General features: G+C 66.3%; 14 protein-coding genes. 9 read left to right on the top strand and 5 right to left on the bottom strand.

The window, feature by feature from the left end:
* Window positions 1–100 precede the first annotated feature (100 nt).
* The 3 genes from mfd to ACDH77_RS13740 all read right to left on the bottom strand — a co-directional run bounded on the left by mfd (window position 101) and on the right by ACDH77_RS13740 (window position 6,039).
* On the bottom strand, window positions 101–3,565 hold the full coding sequence (mfd, locus tag ACDH77_RS13750; RefSeq protein WP_031423516.1) for a transcription-repair coupling factor: 3,465 nt from the start codon (window positions 3,563–3,565) through the stop codon (window positions 101–103).
* A gap of 652 nt (window positions 3,566–4,217) precedes the next feature.
* Window positions 4,218–4,760: a GNAT family N-acetyltransferase gene (locus ACDH77_RS13745; protein WP_003488532.1), complete on the bottom strand. Its 543-nt coding sequence runs from the start codon at window positions 4,758–4,760 to the stop codon at window positions 4,218–4,220.
* 370 nt (window positions 4,761–5,130) lie between these two features.
* A complete protein-coding gene (locus tag ACDH77_RS13740) occupies window positions 5,131–6,039 on the bottom strand; it encodes a 23S rRNA (adenine(2030)-N(6))-methyltransferase RlmJ (RefSeq protein WP_042774112.1) in 909 nt (302 codons plus the stop codon).
* Window positions 6,040–6,217: 178 nt separating this feature from the next.
* On the opposite strand from ACDH77_RS13740, the gene creB reads away from it, so the two are divergent.
* Window positions 6,218–6,922 (top strand): two-component system response regulator CreB, encoded by a 705-nt coding sequence (creB, locus tag ACDH77_RS13735; RefSeq protein WP_008576101.1) that lies wholly within the window; start codon window positions 6,218–6,220, stop codon window positions 6,920–6,922.
* A 48-nt stretch (window positions 6,923–6,970) separates the two neighbouring features.
* Window positions 6,971–8,419 carry a two-component system sensor histidine kinase CreC gene (gene creC / locus ACDH77_RS13730; RefSeq protein WP_031423511.1) on the top strand — a complete coding sequence of 483 codons (1,449 nt, stop codon included), beginning with the start codon at window positions 6,971–6,973 and terminating at the stop codon, window positions 8,417–8,419.
* A 124-nt stretch (window positions 8,420–8,543) separates the two neighbouring features.
* On the opposite strand, the gene ACDH77_RS13725 is transcribed toward creC, so the two are convergent.
* Window positions 8,544–9,356, bottom strand: a complete 813-nt coding sequence (locus tag ACDH77_RS13725) for a C1 family peptidase (protein ID WP_011348066.1) — start codon at window positions 9,354–9,356, stop codon at window positions 8,544–8,546.
* A 420-nt stretch (window positions 9,357–9,776) separates the two neighbouring features.
* On the opposite strand from ACDH77_RS13725, the gene creD reads away from it, so the two are divergent.
* The 7 genes from creD to ACDH77_RS13690 all read left to right on the top strand — a co-directional run bounded on the left by creD (window position 9,777) and on the right by ACDH77_RS13690 (window position 16,285).
* Window positions 9,777–11,096 (top strand): cell envelope integrity protein CreD, encoded by a 1,320-nt coding sequence (creD, locus tag ACDH77_RS13720; protein WP_011348065.1) that lies wholly within the window; start codon window positions 9,777–9,779, stop codon window positions 11,094–11,096.
* Between the two features lie 7 nt (window positions 11,097–11,103).
* Entirely contained in the window at window positions 11,104–11,526 is a 423-nt protein-coding gene (locus ACDH77_RS13715) for a hypothetical protein (protein WP_031423506.1), read from the top strand.
* Between the two features lie 43 nt (window positions 11,527–11,569).
* The gene (locus ACDH77_RS13710; protein ID WP_029819849.1) at window positions 11,570–12,172 is read left to right on the top strand and encodes a GNAT family N-acetyltransferase; all 603 of its coding nucleotides are present in this window, start codon (window positions 11,570–11,572) and stop codon (window positions 12,170–12,172) included.
* 124 nt (window positions 12,173–12,296) lie between these two features.
* On the top strand, window positions 12,297–13,181 hold the full coding sequence (locus tag ACDH77_RS13705) for a carbon-nitrogen hydrolase family protein (protein WP_011348062.1): 885 nt from the start codon (window positions 12,297–12,299) through the stop codon (window positions 13,179–13,181).
* Window positions 13,182–13,202: 21 nt separating this feature from the next.
* A complete protein-coding gene (locus tag ACDH77_RS13700; protein ID WP_372353500.1) occupies window positions 13,203–14,294 on the top strand; it encodes a DUF3616 domain-containing protein in 1,092 nt (363 codons plus the stop codon).
* Between the two features lie 67 nt (window positions 14,295–14,361).
* Complete coding sequence (gltX, locus tag ACDH77_RS13695; protein ID WP_372353499.1) at window positions 14,362–15,765, top strand: glutamate--tRNA ligase; 1,404 nt, start codon at window positions 14,362–14,364, stop codon at window positions 15,763–15,765.
* Window positions 15,766–15,778: 13 nt separating this feature from the next.
* Complete coding sequence (locus ACDH77_RS13690; RefSeq protein WP_005912830.1) at window positions 15,779–16,285, top strand: transcriptional repressor; 507 nt, start codon at window positions 15,779–15,781, stop codon at window positions 16,283–16,285.
* 313 nt (window positions 16,286–16,598) lie between these two features.
* Here ACDH77_RS13690 and ACDH77_RS13685 read toward each other — a convergent pair whose 3' ends face one another.
* Window positions 16,599–17,240, bottom strand: a complete 642-nt coding sequence (locus tag ACDH77_RS13685) for a TetR/AcrR family transcriptional regulator C-terminal domain-containing protein (protein ID WP_372353911.1) — start codon at window positions 17,238–17,240, stop codon at window positions 16,599–16,601.
* Window positions 17,241–17,242 lie beyond the last annotated feature (2 nt).

Here is a 17,242-nt window from a genome sequence, read left to right as displayed (position 1 = left end):
GGCAAATGCGACCAGGCAGTGGACTGCCCGCCTGCCTGGTCGCGTTTTATACGTGGTGATCGTGCTCGGTGCGGTCGCCGCTTGCCGGCGCCGCAGCGCTTCAGCCCGGTGACAATGCTGCCAACAGGCCGCGTGCCGCATTGAAACGGTCGGCGCCTTCGGGCATCGGCAACTTGATGCGCAGCTTGTCCGGGCCATCCATCGTGTAGATCTTCGGCTGTTTCTGGATCATCTGGATGATGGTCATCGGGTCGATCGCCGGCTTGGCCTCGAACACCAGCCGCCCGCCGTTTTCGCCCAGGTCCAGCTTGCGCACGCCCAGCGCATTGGCCTGCAGCTTGAGCTCGGCGATGGCGAACAGATGCTTGACCGGGTCCGGCAGCAAGCCGAAGCGGTCGATCATCTCCACCTGCAGTTCGCGCAGCGCATCGGGGTCGCGTGCGCTGGAAATGCGCTTGTACAAGGTCAGGCGTGTGTGCACGTCGGGCAGATAATCCTCGGGAATCAGCGAGGCCACGTGCAGTTCGACGTCGGCACCGCGCACTTCTTCGCCGGCATCCAGGTCGGGCAGCTTGCCCTGGCGGATGCTGCGCACTGCGCGCTCGAGCAGTTCGGTGTAGAGGCTGAAACCGACTTCGGCCATCTGGCCGCTCTGGTCTTCGCCCAGCAATTCGCCGGCGCCGCGGATTTCCAGGTCGTGCGTGGCCAGGGTGAAGCCGGCGCCGAGCTCGTCCATCGAGGCAATCGCTTCCAGGCGCTTTTCTGCATCTGAGGTCATCGAGCGGCGATCCGGCACCACCAGGTACGCGTAGGCGCGGTGATGCGAGCGGCCCACGCGGCCGCGCAACTGGTGCAACTGCGCCAGGCCAAAGCGGTCGGCGCGGTTGATGATGATGGTGTTGGCATTGGGAATGTCGATGCCCGATTCGATGATCGTGGTCGACAGCAACACGTTGAAGCGCTGCTTCTGGAAATCCAGCATCACCCGTTCCAGCTCGCGCTCGGGCATCTGCCCATGCGCGATACCGATGCGCGCTTCCGGCACCAGTTCCGACAGATCGCGCTGCATGCGCACGATGCTTTCCACATCGTTATGCAGGAAATACAGCTGACCACCGCGACTGAGTTCGCGCTGGAAGGCTTCGCGCAGCAGCGTGTTGTCCCAGGCAGTAATGAAGGTCTGCACCGCCAGGCGGTTCGGCGGCGGGGTGGCGATGATCGACAGATCGCGCAGGCCGGCCATGGCCATGTTGAGCGTGCGCGGGATGGGCGTGGCGGTGAGCGTGAGCAGGTGCACATTGGCACGCATCGCCTTGAGCGCTTCCTTCTGGCGCACGCCAAAGCGCTGTTCTTCGTCGACCACGACCAGGCCGAGATCCTTGAACTTCACATCCGGCTGCAACAAGCGGTGCGTGCCGATAATCACGTCGATCTCGCCGCTGGCGACCTTCTCCAGTTCGGCCTTGATTTCCTTGGTGCTCTTGAAGCGCGACAGCACTTCCACCTTCATCGGGTAATCGGCGAAGCGGTCGCGGAAATTGCGGTAGTGCTGCTCGGCCAGCAACGTGGTGGGCACCAGCACGGCGACCTGTTTGCCGGCGCTGGCGGCGGCAAACGCCGCACGCACCGCAACTTCGGTCTTGCCGAAGCCCACGTCGCCGCACACCACGCGGTCCATCGGTTGGCTGCTGCCCAGATCGCGCAGCGTCGCATCGATGGCGGCCAACTGGTCGCCGGTTTCCTCGAACGGAAATCCGGCCGCGAACGGCTCGTACATTGCGCGGTCCACCTGCAACGCCAGGCCGGCGCGCGCACGGCGACGTGCCTGGATCTCCAGCAGTTCGGCAGCCACGTCGCGCACCTTCTCGGCAGCCTTGCGCTTGGCACGGGTCCACTGCTCGCCGCCCAACGAATGCAGCGGCGCGGTCTCGGCCGAGGCGCCGGAATAACGGCTGATCAGGTGCAACTGCGCCACCGGCACATACAGCCGGTCGCCCTTGGCGTATTCGATCTCCAGGAACTCGCCGGGCATGCCGCCGGCATCGAGCACGATCAGCCCGCGGTAACGGCCCACGCCGTGATCCTCGTGCACAATCGGCGCGCCTTCGGACAGTTCGCCCAGGTCGCGGATGATCGCTTCCGGCTCGCGTCCGACCCGACGCGTGCGGCGCGGCTGATTGGCCCGCTCCGGGAACAGCTGGCGCTCGGTCAGCAGCGCAATCTGCGGTTGATCCAGCGCAAAGCCGTCCTCCAGCGGCGCCACGGTGATGGCAAAACGCAGCGTGCCCGCCAGGAACGCCGGCACATCGGCGACCAGCTCCGGTTTCAACTGCGCGGCGGCCAGCACTTCCATCAAGGCTTCGCGGCGGCCGGCCGAATCGGCAGCGATCAGCACGCGGCCCGGATAATGGCTCAGGAACGTCGCCAGCGCCTGGCCGGCCGGCGCGTCCTTTGCGGCCACCGGCAGCGGCGGCAACGGTTGGTCGCCGAGCGGGGCGGCCTCATCGATGCGCGCATGATCGCTGGCCCATACTTCGATACGCGCCAGCTTGTTGAGCCGCTCGCGCAGTGCATCCGGCGATTGGTATAGCTCGTCCGGCGGCAGCAGCGGGCGCTCCACATCGTGGCGGCGCTGTTCGTAGCGGTTCTGCGCCTGGGCCCAGAAGGCGTCGGCGGCGTTGGACACGCCGGTGGCGATCACCGGCAGCACGCGCTTGTCCAGGTAATCGAACAGCGTTGCGGTCTTGGCGAAGAACATCGGCAGGTAATACTCGATGCCCGATGGCGCCAGCCCGGATTTCAGGTCCTGGTACAGCGCGCTGCGCCGGGTATCCACGTCGAAGCGTTCGCGCAGGCAGGCCAGCACGCGCTCCACACTGGCATCGTCCATCGGCACTTCGCGGCCCGGCAGCATCTTGACCGCGTCCACCTTGTCCAGCGAGCGCTGCGATTCCGGGTCGAACACGCGGATCGAATCGATGTCCTCATCCAGCAGCTCGACGCGCAATGGCGTGTCCGCGCCCATCGGAAACACATCCAGCAGGCCCCCGCGCACCGCGAAATCGCCCGGGTCCATCACCTGCGGCACATTGCGGTAGCCGGCGCTTTCCAGGCGACGCTTTTCCGCATCCAGATCCAGCCGCTGGCCAACGGTGAGATCGAAGCTGCCGCCGACGATGTAGCTCAGCGGCGCCAGCTGCTGCAGCAAGGTCTGCACCGGCACGATCACCACGCCGCGGGTCAGGCCGGGCAGGCGGTGAAGGGCGGCCAGCCGCTGGCTGATGATTTCCGGATGCGGGCTGAACTGGTCGTAGGGCAGGGTTTCCCAATCGGGAAACGGCACCACCGGCAGCGCCGCCTGTTCGCTGAGCAAGGCGTGCAGATCGGCTTCGATCTGGTGCGCGCTCTGGTTATCGCGTGCGATGACCAGCAACGGGCCGGCATGCGCTTCGGCTGCCCGCGCAATCGACCAGGCCAGCGCAGTCGGAGAGGACGGAGCGCGCCAGTAGGCGCGGAGCTGGCCGGACTTGGGCAGCGGCGGGGAGGGGAAGGTAGGCGACGGCATCAGCCGGCGATTTTATCAGAGCCCCCGCTGCGGCCGGTCCATCTGGTGTGAAAGCTGGTGGTGGGCCACCCGCCCGGATGTGCACTGCGGGTCATGGGGTTGGGTACGCGGGTGCAAGTCATGCGCACGCTCGCGAGGCAAAGACCCCACTCGGTCGAGTGCGCGCGACCCTTACCGCTTGCGGGACACGCCATGAATCTGTATCTGCAGGCTCGGTGGCGGCATCCATGCCGCCACACGGTCCCGCAAGCGGCGAGGACACCACAGCAGACGGTTTTACGTGGCGCCTGGGTATGGGCCAGACACAGCGCTCCCGTCCGCACGGCAACACTCTCGACGGTTGTGGCAGCTTTCAATGGCGAAACGTCGGGCTGTCTACCTTCGGGAAGCGGCGTGCGCGGATGAAGCGTGGCACCCATGCCACCCCAGGATCCTGCAAGCGGCGAGGGGAAGGATCCGTAAGTGGCCTTAGGTGTCAGCCAGTGTGCCGATCCTTTCGGGGGTCTTGCAGCTTACCGTCGAGAACATCAGGCCGCCGCGCAACGGTGGCTCTCCGTGATGAAGCAAGACCCAAGCCCCGATCACGCAAAGCAGCCGCGATCTGCTTTTACGAATCCCAAATCCCGTATCCCGTATCCCGTATCCCGGCCCCTCAAGCATCCAGCTCCAACACCATCCGTACCAGTTCCGGCGACTCCGGATGCGCCTGCGGCTTGAAGCCCAGCGATTCTGCCAACTGCAGCATCGGCACATTGCTTTGCAGCACATCGCCGAACAGGCAGTCCAGGTACTTGCGCCGTGCCCACTTGACCAACTTGCGCATCAGCTGCCGTCCCAGCCCCTGGCCGGCGACGAAGCTGCTGACCAGGATGGTGTATTCGGCCTGGCGGGTGCCCGGCACCAGTGCGGCGCGCGCGACCGCGCCGACCAGCGCTTCGCCGGGCGGCAGTTGCTCGGCGGCGACCAGCACGATCTCGCTCTTGGGGTTGGGATGGGTCAGGCGCTGCACCATCTCCGGGGTGATTTCGGTGGAGGAGCGCACAAAGCGCGCGCGAATTTCCTCCGGTCCCAACAGGCTGAAGGCTCCCTGCAGCGGCGGACCATCCTCGGGACGGATCGGGCGAAGCAGAAGGGTGCGGCCATTGGGCAGGCTGAAGTTTTCATGCCAGGGAGGCATGCGATTGCGAATGGCCATGACCGGTGTTCCTTAAAGATCGGAAGATTCTGGCACCAGCCCGGCGCGCAACCGTGAATGAATCCGGTGTGCCGCCGGGGGCCGACAGGAGGTGGCAGTGCTTCTCACACAACTGTAACGAGCGGAGCCGTGAGCCGGTCGTGAGCGTGATGGGGTGCGCACTGTGGCAGCCGAGTGGACGCCGCGGGGCCGCCGGAAGGCATTGGTCGCCCGGCTCGACCTTGCTGGGACATGGGCATCCGGCGCAGCGCCCGTTTGTTTACGCTGCGCTGAAGGTGCTCGCGGCACCTGCCATGCCGCCGACGCGGTGCGCGTGGTGCGCTGCCGCCTGCCTACCCACCGCGACGGGTAGGCGAACGCGCCTGCCGGCTCAGCCGTCCTGGCGCAGCCACTCCAGCCGGGTCGAGGCGCCGGGCTCGCCCAGATGCTGCTTGAGCACCGGCAACGCCGGCGCCAGCATCTGGTCGAACTGCCAGGGCGCGTTGACGATCAGCAGCCCGCTGCCGGTCAGACGCAGCGGCGAGTCGTCCGGGCGCACCTGCAGCTCGGCGACCAGCACCGACTTGGCCGGCAACGCGGCGGCCTTGCGCATGAACGGCTGCAGGCTGCGGCGCAGCTTGATCGGGTACCACACCATGCAGATCGCCTGCGGCCAGCGCGCCAACGCTTCGCGCACGCTATGGATGATCTGCGGGTATTCGGCGTCCTGCAATTCGTAGGGCGGGTCGATCAACACCAGCCCACGGCCGATCTTGGTTTCGCCAGCCCGTGGCGGCAGGAAGGCGCGGATGGCCGCGTAGCCGTCGCCGGCGTGCACGCGTACCCGGCTGTCCCTGGCGAACAGGGCCTTGAGCGCCTCGGCTTCGTCGGGCTGCAGTTCGCAACATGCCATGCGGTCGTGCTCGCGTAGTGCTTGCGCAGCCAGCAGCGGCGAGCCGGGGTAGTGGTTGAGCTGGATGCCGGCGGTCGGGCGGGTGGGCTTCTGGCCGGGCGTGGCGGGGCGGGCGACGGCTTGGTTGTCGGCCTGTACCGCGCGCAGATAGCGCTCGACCACCTCGGGCAAGCTGGCCTCTGCCATCAGCCGCATCACGCCGGCATCGGCCTCGTTGGTCTTGCGGCTCTCTTCGCCCCCGAGTTGGTAGCGGCCGCGCCCGGCGTGCGTGTCGAGCACGAAGAACGGGGTGTCCTTGCGCTTGAGGGTGTCGATCAGGGCAAGCAGGGCGATGTGCTTGAGCACGTCGGCATGGTTGCCGGCATGGAAGGCGTGGCGATAGTTCATCGCGGCAGTGTAGAGGCTGCGGCGCGATTTGTTGCCGCCCATTGCGGGCGGCCCAGCGCAAGCGCACGGTGGCGACATCCAGAGGCTGCGCGATGCCGCGAGCAATGCGGCGTGTGCACCCGTCGTGCCACGCCATGCGTGGACCACCTCGACCTGTAGGCCGTGCCCGCATGCCGGTATGCTGCGCGGCATGTCAGAGTCTGCCGCCCGCGTGCTCGTCGTCGAAGACGAAGCCGCCATTGCCGATACCGTGCTCTACGCACTACGCAGCGAGGGCTATGCGCCTGAGCATTGCCTGCTGGGCCGCGATGCGCTGACGCGTCTGCGCGCCGACCCGGCCGATGTGGTGGTCCTCGATGTGGGCCTGCCGGACATCAACGGGTTCGAGGTGTGCCGCACGTTGCGCAGTTTCAGCCAGGTGCCGGTGATCTTTCTGACCGCGCGCAACGACGAGATCGACCGCGTGCTCGGCCTGGAGCTGGGCGCCGACGATTACATGGCCAAGCCGTTCTCGCCGCGCGAGCTGGTGGCGCGCGTGCGTGCGCGCCTGCGCCGACGCCATGCAGGCGCGCCGGCCGAATCGGGCTGGCAGCCGCACGGCGCGTTTGCGATCGATCGCGAGGGCAGCCGCATCCGCTATGGCGAGACCCTGCTGCCGCTGACACGTTACGAATACGCGCTGCTGGCAGCGTTGCTGCAGCGCCCCGGTGCGATCCTGAGCCGTGCGCAGCTGATGGACCGCGGTTGGGACGCCAGCGCCGACAGTGCCGATCGCACCGTCGACACCCATATCAAGACGCTGCGCGGCAAGCTGCGCCTGGCCGGCGTGCCGGCCGACCCGATCCGCACCCACCGTGGCCTTGGCTACGCGCTGGAGGTATAGGCATGCGCCGGCACGCATGTGGTGAACTGAGCGAGGCCGCGGGCTGACATGCGGCTTGGTCTCAAGCTGTTCCTGGGCTTCTTCCTGATCGTGGGCCTGGCCGCGTTCTTCGTGATGCGCGTGTTCGTCAACGAGGTCAAGCCAGGGGTGCGCCAGGCGATGGAATCCACGCTGGTGGATGCGGCCAATGTGCTGGCGGAAATGGCCAGTGGCGAGTTGGCTGCCGGCACGCTTGCCGATGGCCGCTTCGCGCGCAACGTGGCCAGGGCCCAGCAGCGCGACCCCAAGGCGTGGGTATGGCGCTTTCGCAAGAACACGGTGGATTACCGCGTGACCGTCACCGATGCGCGCGGCGTGGTGGTGTTCGATTCGCAGGGCCGCGACGTGGGCCGCGACAACTCGCGCTGGAACGATGTCTACCGCACGCTGCGCGGCGAATATGGCGCGCGTTCCAGCCCGGACATCGATGGCGACCCTGCCGCCACGGTGATGCATGTGGCCGCGCCGATCTACGCACCGGACGACCCCGGCAACCTGATCGGCGTGCTGACCCTGGCGCAACCCAATCGCAGCATCGACCCGTTTATCGAAGCCAGCCAGCGCAACATCCTGCAGCGCGGCGCCTGGTTGATCGGCATTTCCGCGTTGATCGGCATCTTGATGACCTGGTGGTTGATGCGTGGCATCGGCCGGCTCAATCGCTATGCGCAGGCGGTGAGCGCCGGCATCCCGGTACCGCCGCCCAAACCGCGTGGCGATGAAATCGGCGATCTGGGCCAGGCGCTGGAAAGCATGCGTCGCAAGCTGGAAGGCAAGGCCTACGTGGAGCAGTACGTGCAGTCGCTGACGCACGAGATGAAAAGCCCGCTGGCGGCCATTCGCGGTGCCTCGGAGTTGTTGACCGAGCCACTGCCGGAGGCCGACCGCCAGCACTTCGTTGCCACCATCCGCGCGCAGGAACACCGGCTCACCGAAACCATCGACAAGCTGCTGGCACTGGCCGAGGTGGAGCAGCACGGCTGGCTGCAGAAGCGCGAGCCCATCGGTATTGATGGGCTGCTGCAGGCTGCGGCGGACGCGGTGGCGCTGCGTGCAGCGGCGGCGGGCATCACCGTGGAGGTGGACGCAGGGGCTGGCGCGCCAGGCGATCACCACGTACTGGGCGATGGGTTTCTGCTCAGGCAGGCACTGATCAATCTGCTCGAAAACGCCATCGCGTTTTCGACGCAAGACAGCCATGTGCGCCTGCAGGCGCGGCTGCGCGACGGACACTGGGAGTTGCTGGTTGAAGACCGCGGCAGTGGCGTGCCGGATTACGCGCTCGAGCGCGTCTTCGAGCGGTTCTATTCGCTGGCACGCCCGCAGACCGGCCAGCGCAGCTCCGGTCTCGGCTTGCCGTTCGTGCGCGAGGTTGCGCGCCTGCATGGCGGGGACGTGATGCTGGGCAACCGCGATGGTGGCGGTGCGCGTGCGGTGTTGCGCCTGCCGATCGGCTGAGTCGCTGCAGGCCGTTGTCGCGGCTGGTTGGCGCCGGTGGCAGCCGCGCGTTCAAGGCTGCGGCATGCGCCAGGGCACATGCCGCGCCTGCATCACTCAGCGTACGGCGCGTGGCCGCGTCGTGCTAGTACACCACGTCGGCGCCGATCACATCCTTGGCGACCACCGACCAGGACAGTTTGCCGAAGCCTTTGTTGCCCCATGCGGTGCCCCAGCTGTTTTCCACGATCAGTCCTTCGCTGTCGTAGCCCAGCGCGATGACCGCATGCCCGCCCAGGATCGGCGTCGTGGTGTCGTAATCGACCTGATTTTGGGCTGTCAGGTCTTCAAAGCCCTGGCGCACATAGAAGCCGATCGCCACCGGCGTGGAAGAGGCAAGGGCGAGCTTGATCTGTTGGATCAGGGCGCTTCCCCCATTCCCCCTGCCCGAATACAGCACGGTGTAATGGCGATACGGCGTCGGGTTCCTGGCAGCGTTGGCCCTGTCGGCGGCAGTGGGTTGGTGTTTCCAATCGTAGTTGCCCCACGAATAGTGCTGCTCGGTGTCGATGCCCTGCGCAAGCGCGATCTGCAGCGGCGCTTCCAGGGTAGAGCCTTCATCCACGCCGCCGTTGACCTGGCTGTACAGGTACATCGGGGCAAAGCGCGTCTGGGCCTGTCTGTTGGCGTTGGCATACCAACCGGTCAGGGTGTGAGCGGTCGCCCATGACACGCAGGCATCGACCTGGCCCTGGTCGCCCGGCGTGATCGCCCATGCAGTCAGGTCGACTCTGGCAGGCAGCGGTGTGCTCACGCTCGCGGTACCGAACAGCGGGGTGACCGGCTGCATCAACGACGAAGGCTTCAGGCCCATGCCGTGCACTGCCGCCTGCGCGGTGGCGGCGGTCAGGCTCAGGGCGGCGAGCAGGCAAAGGGCGAGCGAACGGTGCGAGTTCATGGAAGGCAGCTCCAGGTTAAGAAAGGAATGCAGTCGTGCGCAGTTGCCAAATCACTGCCGAGTGGGCGTGCGGCCAGGGCAGCGCTGATGCAATGCCTGCGGCTCGAGACCTCATCGAAGCGCAGCGAACTGGAAGCTGCGATCAGATGAAAGGAGGGATTCGGGGCTGCGCACCTGCCCGTGCATCGTTACGCGTGAAGTCGCTGCGTGCGGCGGCCAGGCGAAGTGCTGCCGATCAAACGGAAGCCCGTCTTGGGAACGGGTGGCACTTTGGAGCGTTGAAAGCCGTATTTCGTCAATGCGTCACAGTGCCGGCCGCCGGATGTCCGGGTTGCCCACTTCACATTCGCTTCAAATTCGCCTCAAACCGCCGACACCGGCGCAGCGCACCCTGGCCACCTCCCAAGATGAGGATGGCCGATGAAATCCCTGAAACTGTTGTTGCGGTTCGCCACCATCGGCGGGCTGATCCTGCTGTTGTTGATTCCGCTGCTCCTGATCCGTGGCGCGGTGCAGGACCGCGCGCGCTACCGCGACGAGGCGGTGGAGCGGGTGGCGCAGAGCAAGGCCGGCGAGCAGCAGTTCATCGCGCCGGTGCGGGTGCTGCCGTATACCGAAGACGTGCAGGTCACCGAGCCGGACGAGCAGGGCAACCAGCGCAAGGTCTGGCGCAAGCGCGAAGGTACGCTGCTGCAAACGCCGCGTCGCCTGAAACTCAGCGGCGAAATGGTGCCCTCGGTGCGCGAGGTGGGCTTGTACCGCGTGCAGGTGTATTCCTGGAAGGCCACCTTGCATGCCGAATACGACCCCTTCGACTACGCGGCTGCGCCGACCCGTGTGTATGGCCAGCCGTATCTGGCAATCGGTATTTCCGACGTGCGCGGCTTGGTCGGCACGCCGCGCTTGCAGGTCGATGGCCGCGCACTGGCGCTGGAGAGCGGCGCAGGCGCACTGGCCGACCGTTCGGCCGGCATCCACGCCCAACTGGGTCCGCTGGCCGACCCGCTCGCCGGCCGGCTGCAGGACGGCAACGTGGTGGACATGCAGTTCGTGCTGGACGGCACGCGCCGGCTGGCCATCGCGCCGATCGCCGACAACAACGACATCGCCCTGCGCTCGGACTGGCAGCACCCGTCCTTCGGCGGCCGCTTCCTGCCGAATGCGCCGAGCATCGGGCCGAAGGGCTTCGATGCGAGCTGGTCGCTGTCGTCGCTGGCCACCGGTGCGCAGACCCAGTTGCAGTCCAGCCATGCGGCGCTGGATACGCTGGAAGTGCGCCTGGTCGACCCGGTGGACGTGTATACCCAGGCCGACCGCGCCAGCAAGTACGGCATCTTGTTCGTGGTGCTGACCTTCGTGGCCTTCGTGCTGTTCGAGCTGATCAAGCGCCTGCCCATCCATCCGTTGCAGTACCTGCTGGTGGGCCTGGCGCTGGCGATCTTCTTCCTGCTGTTGCTCAGCCTTTCCGAACACATCGCGTTCTGGCAGGCCTATCTGGTGTCGGCGGCGGCGTGTATCGGCCTGCAGTTCTTCTATCTGTCCGGCGTGTTGCGCAGTTGGGTCCGTGCGGCTGGCTTCTCGGTGATGCTCACCGCCTTGTACGCGGTGCTTTACAGTCTGTTGATCTCCGAGGACAACGCGCTGCTGATGGGATCGTTGCTGCTGTTCGGCATCCTGGCCAGCATCATGTGGGTCACCCGCAAGCTCGATTGGTACGAGCTTGGCAATAGCCTGCGCTGAGCCCTGCATGCTGACGCAGGCACACTTGCACCGGCGCGCGCAGCGTTTGCTGCCCGCCGGTATCGACACGGTGGCGCTGCTTCCCGCAGCGCTGCCGCACGTTTGGGAGAGCTCGGCGCTGTCGGCCTTGCCGCTGAACCGCGACAGGCGCCGCGGGGTGGTGGGCCTGCAGCTGCACGCACGCACCGCGCAGCAACTGCGCAGCGGCGGGCATGCGTTCTTGCAGGCGGCAGCGCAGCAGCACACCCGCACCGGCCACGCCCGGGCACCCAGCTATGGGCCGTGGCAACGGCTGAGCAATGGCAGCTACTGGGCACGCAGCACCGATGCGCTGCTCGGGGTACTGCTGGCCACCGACGAAGCGGCGGTGTGGTTGCTGTGGCAACAACCGCAGACCTGCGGTTCGAACCATGGTCATTGGCTGCGTTGAAGCATCGCATTGCAGCCACGCCTTGCTGGCTTACCATGGCGGCATGGCTGGCTCCTCGTTAATGGTGGAAACGGTGCGCGGCACGCAGGTGCTGCCGCATCTGGATGCAGTGGCGCAGCTGCGCATCAGCGTGTTCGGCGCATGGCCGTATCTGTACCAAGGCGATGCCGCGTACGAGCGCGACTATCTGGCGGCCTACGCGGCATCGCCGGACAGCGTCTTCGTGCTGGCGCGCGATGGCGATGCGGTAATCGGTGCATCGACCGGTTTGCCGCTGCTCGATGACAGCGACGCGTTCCACGCACCGTTCCGTGCGGCAGGCATCGATCCGGCCGGCGTGTTCTATTTCGGCGAATCGGTGCTGCTGCCGGCGTATCGCGGGCAGGGTATCGGTCATGCATTTTTCGACCGGCGCGAAGCGCATGCACGCGCGTTGGGCCGCTTTGCATCGACCGCGTTCTGTTCGGTGGAACGCGCGCCCGACGACCCGCGCCAACCAGCCGATTACCGTCCCAACGATGCGTTCTGGCGCAAACGTGGCTACGCCCCGCAGCCGGGCATGCGCGTGCACCTGCAGTGGGCGGAGTTGCAACATGGCGAGATCGACCACAGCTTGGTTGTGTGGACACGTGCGTTGTCGCAATGAGTGCGGCCAGCGCCCTACAGCCACCGACAAGCATCACGAACGGTCTGCAAAATCGCTGCACAATGCGTTGGCGAGCTGGTCTGATTGCTTCGCCGCTTCGATCCAACACCCCAAAGGCCACCAGATGAAAATTGCCGTTGCCAAATACCCCATCGGCAAGCCAGTCGACTTCGCCGCGTTTGCGGCGCGCCAGTCGGCCCTGATCGCCGAAGCCGCCGCTGCCGGTGCGCGGGTGGTGGTGCTGCCCGAATATCTGTCGCTGGAACTGGGCGCAACGTTCGACACGCAGATTTCTGCCGGCCTGCCCGAATCGCTGGCGGCCATCCAGGCGCTGCGCGCGCCGTGGCTGGAACTGTTTGCCGGCCTGGCGCGGGAACATCGGCTGCACCTGATTGCCGGCAGTTTTCTGCTGGATCTGGGGCAGGGGCGCTACCGCAATCGCAGCGACTGGTTCACCCCGGAGGGCCTGCACGGCTGGCAGGACAAGTTGCAGCTCACCGGCTTCGAAAAGGCCACCGGGCTGATCGAGCCGGGCGAGGAACTGAAGGTGTTCGAACTGGACGGCATTCGCGCCGCGATCGCGATCTGCTACGACAGCGAGTTCCCGCTGCCGGTGCGTGCGCAATACGAGGCCGGTGCACGGTTGTTGATCGTGCCCAGCTGCACCGACACCGCCGCCGGCGCCATGCGCGTGCGCATCGGCTGCCTGGCGCGCGCGCTGGAAAACCGCGTGTTCGTCGCGCAATCGGTGACTGCAGGCCAAGCGCCGTGGAGCCCGGCGTTGGACATCAATACCGGCGACGCGGCGGTGTTTGCGCCAATGGATGTCGGCTTCCCCGCCGACGGCGTGCTGGCGCAGACCCAGGGCGAGACGGTGTGGGCACTGGCCGAGTTGGACTTTGCGGCGTTCGAGGCCAGCCGCGCGCAGGCGCAGGTGGCCAACGACCGCGATTGGCCGGGGCAGTTGGCGGCCGATGTGGTGCGTGCCAAGCTGGCCGCGTTCGGTTGATTCATCACCCACAGGTTCCCAATGGCCAAGAAAACCCTGATTCCGCATAGCGTCCGGCTCGAATTCGCGCCCGGTGCGCTGGTGCACAGCAATCTGTCCGGCGCCGCCTTCACCGACGACTGGCTGTGGGTGGCCGGCGACGAAGCCTGCGCGGTGGATCGGCTGCGCAAGCTCGATCCGGTACAGCGCGAGACGCTGCGCTTCGGCGAAGGGCAGAGCTTTCCGTTGGCGGACCTGCTGGATCTGCCGGGCGAAGACGGCGAGGAAGCCGACCTGGAAGGCATGGGCCTGTCGGACGGATTCTTGTGGGTCGTCGGTTCGCACGGCAGCAAGCGCAAGAACGCCAAGCGCGGCCGCGACGACGCTGAAAACGCCAAACGCCTGACCAAGTTGAAGCTCGATGGCAACCGCCGCTTGCTTGCCTGCCTGCCGATCGAGCAGGCGCAAGACGGCAGCCCGCAGCTGGTACGCCAAGCCGCCGACGGCCGCCGCGCACTTCGCCTCAAGGGCGATGCCAAGCACAACCAACTCACCGACCTGCTGGCCGACGACCCGCATTTCGGCCCGTTCCTGAAGATTCCCGGCAAGGACAACGGCTTCGATATCGAAGGCATCGTGGTCGATGGCCAGCGCTTGCTGCTGGGCCTGCGTGGGCCGGTGCTGCGTGGCTGGTCGGCAATGCTGGAGATCCAGGTGGAAGCGCATGGCGACCATCTGCGCCTGGCACCGCTGGACGAAGACGGCACCCTGCTGCGCAAGCACTTCCTGCAATTGGGCGGGCTGGGCATTCGCGACCTGCATTATTCCGGCGACGATCTGTACCTGCTCGCCGGGCCGACAATGGTGCTGAATGGCGAGATTCGCCTGTTCAAATGGCCGGATGCGCGCATCGTGCTGGCCGCCAACCGCGCATCGGTGCGCTTCCAGCACGACCTGCTGGAATCGGCAGTGCTGCCGCATGGCAAGGACTGCGACCGCGCCGAGGCCATCTGCAACCTGCCCAGGCACCTGGCCGGCAAGATTCCCACCTGGCTGGTGCTGTACGACGCCCCGGGCAAGGCACGCAGCGGCGGCGATTGCGTGGTGTACGGCGACCTGCTGCACAACCGCTGAGCCACGGGCCGGGCAGGGCCACGCCGCGCAAGGTAAAATCGGCCGACTCCCGTCCGCCGAGCGCTCCATGACCTGCCGCACCCGTTTCGCCCCCAGCCCCACCGGTTACCTGCACATCGGCGGCGCCCGCACCGCCCTGTATTGCTGGCTGGAGGCGCGCCACCGCGGCGGGCAGTTCGTGCTGCGCATCGAAGACACCGACCGCGAGCGCAGCACCCAGGCGGCCATCGACGCCATCCTGGAAGCGATGGACTGGCTGGGCCTGGGCTACGACGAAGGCCCGATCTACCAGACCCAGCGCATCGCGCGCTACCAGGAGGCTGCCGAGCAGTTGCTCGCGCAGGGCAAGGCGTATTACGCCTACGAAACCCGCGAAGAGCTCGACGCCATGCGCGAGGCCGCCATGGCCAAGCAGGAAAAGCCGCGTTACAACGGCGCTGCCCGCGAGCAGAACCTGCCGTATCGCGACGACCCCAACCGGGTCATCCGCTTCAAGAATCCCATCGGCGGCACGGTAGTGTTCGAGGACCTGATCAAGGGGCGCATCGAGATCGCCAACAGCGAGCTCGACGACATGGTGATCTTCCGCCCGGACGGCTTCCCCACCTACAACTTCGCAGTGGTGGTGGACGACTGGGACATGGGCATCACCGAGGTGATCCGCGGCGACGACCACATCAACAACACTCCGCGCCAGATCAATATCTACGAAGCACTGGGCGCACCGGTGCCCAGGTTCGCGCACATGCCGATGATCCTGGACGAGCAGGGCGCCAAGCTGTCCAAGCGCACCGGCGCGGCCGACGTCATGCAGTACAAGGACGCCGGCTATCTGCCGCATGCGCTGATCAATTACCTGGCGCGCCTGGGCTGGTCGCACGGCGACCAGGAGCTGTTCACCCGGCAGGAATTGCTGGACCTGTTCGACGTCAAGGACGTCAATTCCAAGGCCGCGCGCCTGGACATGGCCAAGCTCGGCTGGGTCAATCAGCACTACCTGAAGACCGACGACCCGGCCAGCATCGCCCCGCAGTTGGAATACCAGCTTGCCAAGCTCGGTGTGGACATCGCCGCCGGCCCGGCCGCCGCCGATGTGGTGGTGGCCTTGCGCGAGCGCGTGCAGACCTTGAAGGAAATGGCCGAAAAAGCCGTGGTCTGGTACCAGCCGCTGGAAACCTATGACGAAGCGGCGGTGATGAAACACCTCAAGCTTGGCGCCGAGGTGCCGCTGGGCAAGGCGCGCGAGCTGCTGGCTGCCGTGGATGCGTGGAGCGTCGAAAGCGTCTCGGCTGCGCTGCACGACGCTGCTGCCGCGCTGGAACTGGGCATGGGCAAGGTCGCCCAGCCGCTGCGCGTGGCCATCACCGGCACCCAGGTCAGCCCGGATATTTCGCAAACGGTGTACCTGGCCGGACGCGAGGGTGCCTTGAAACGCATCGATGCGGCACTCATCAAGATTGGAGCGGCCTGACGCCGGAGCCTGTATGACCAAGCACACCCACGCACCAGACCTCGCCTGCACTGCACCGCATCACCACGTCGACGACGCCAACGGTTTCGTGCGCGCGGTGGAGCGTGCCTGCAGCGAGCGCGGCCTGCGGCTGACGCCGATCCGCGCGAACGTGCTGCGGCTGATCGCCGACGCCGGCAAGCCGGTCAAGGCCTATGAACTGCTGGACTGGGTGCGCGAAGGCAAGGGCGTCGGCGCCGACGCCCCGCCCACGGTGTACCGCGCGCTGGATTTCCTGATGGCCAACGGCTTCGTGCACAAGCTCGAATCGGTCAATGCGTTCGTCGCCTGCCACCACCCCAACAGCGCCCAGCATTCGGTGCCGTTCCTGATCTGCGACCGCTGCCACAGCGCGGTGGAGCTGGAAGATCGCGACGTGGTGTCGCAACTGGAAGCCCGCGCCAAGGCGCTGGGTTTCCAGCCGCAGGCACAGACGCTGGAAGTGCATGGCCTGTGCGCGAAATGCGCAGTGGCGGAGTAACCAGCCGCTAGGTCGTGCCTGGACGCGGCCTGTTCCAAGGCGCTGGTGGCGCAATGCCCGAGCGGCAACATGCGTGCGATGGCAACGTGTTCAAGCGCAAGCGCAACACCGTTCAATCGCTGCAGCAGCATTCCTGTGCCGGCCGTACAGCGCAGCCTCGCTGCCCGGTTGCGTCATGCGGTGATGATGCTGCTGCGCTCAAGCCAGCGGCGCGGCAAGGCAGTTAGACGCCTGAGTGGACTGCAGGCCTGGCGTCCGTACGCGCGCACTGCGCCTCGTCGCGCAGTGCAATGCAGTGAAGTCGCAAAGGGCGTCACGCCGCCTTGCCTGCCTTGCCGCCATACGCGGCCAGAAACGTCTGCACCGCACGTCGCGTCGCGTCGCGCAGAAACTCGGGCGTGGGGTCTTTGAGTGCGCCAAACAGGCAGGGCATCAAGGTTTCCGATTCCAGCAAGGCCGCGTACTGGTGGGCGGCAAGCAGGGTGTCTTGGCAATGGAGCAGGCCGCAATCCACCTGTGCCTGCAGGTATTCGGCGAAGCGCTGTATGCCTTCTTCCTGGCCGGCGCTGAAATATATTGCGCCGACCGCCGATCTGCCGGATACCCCGATGATGGTCTGCCAGCTGGTGATGTTGGGCGGGGCGCACAGGAAGGTCAGCACATCCTCGCCGAAGCGCTGCAGAGCCTCATCGACCGGGCCGCTGCTTTGCGAAAGCGCATGCAGCAATGGGTCGAAATAGCGGTCGGACATGTCCTTGGCAACGGCCACGAACAGCTCTTCCTTTGACGGAAAGTAGCCATACAGCGTGCGCTTGGAGCCGCCTACGCGGGCGGCGATCTGCGACATCGACGCGCCCTCGAAGCCCAGCTCGAGGAAGACCTCGCTGGCTGCCTGGACGATGGCCTCGCGTTTTTCTTCGGTTCTGACCCGCATCAGGTTCTCCCAATAATTCATAA

Source organism: Xanthomonas axonopodis pv. maculifoliigardeniae (assembly GCF_041519315.1).
Lineage (GTDB): Bacteria > Pseudomonadota > Gammaproteobacteria > Xanthomonadales > Xanthomonadaceae > Xanthomonas > Xanthomonas euvesicatoria.
The sequence above is the reverse complement of the archived record's forward strand: the minus strand, read 5'-3'. Positions and strand labels throughout refer to the sequence as shown.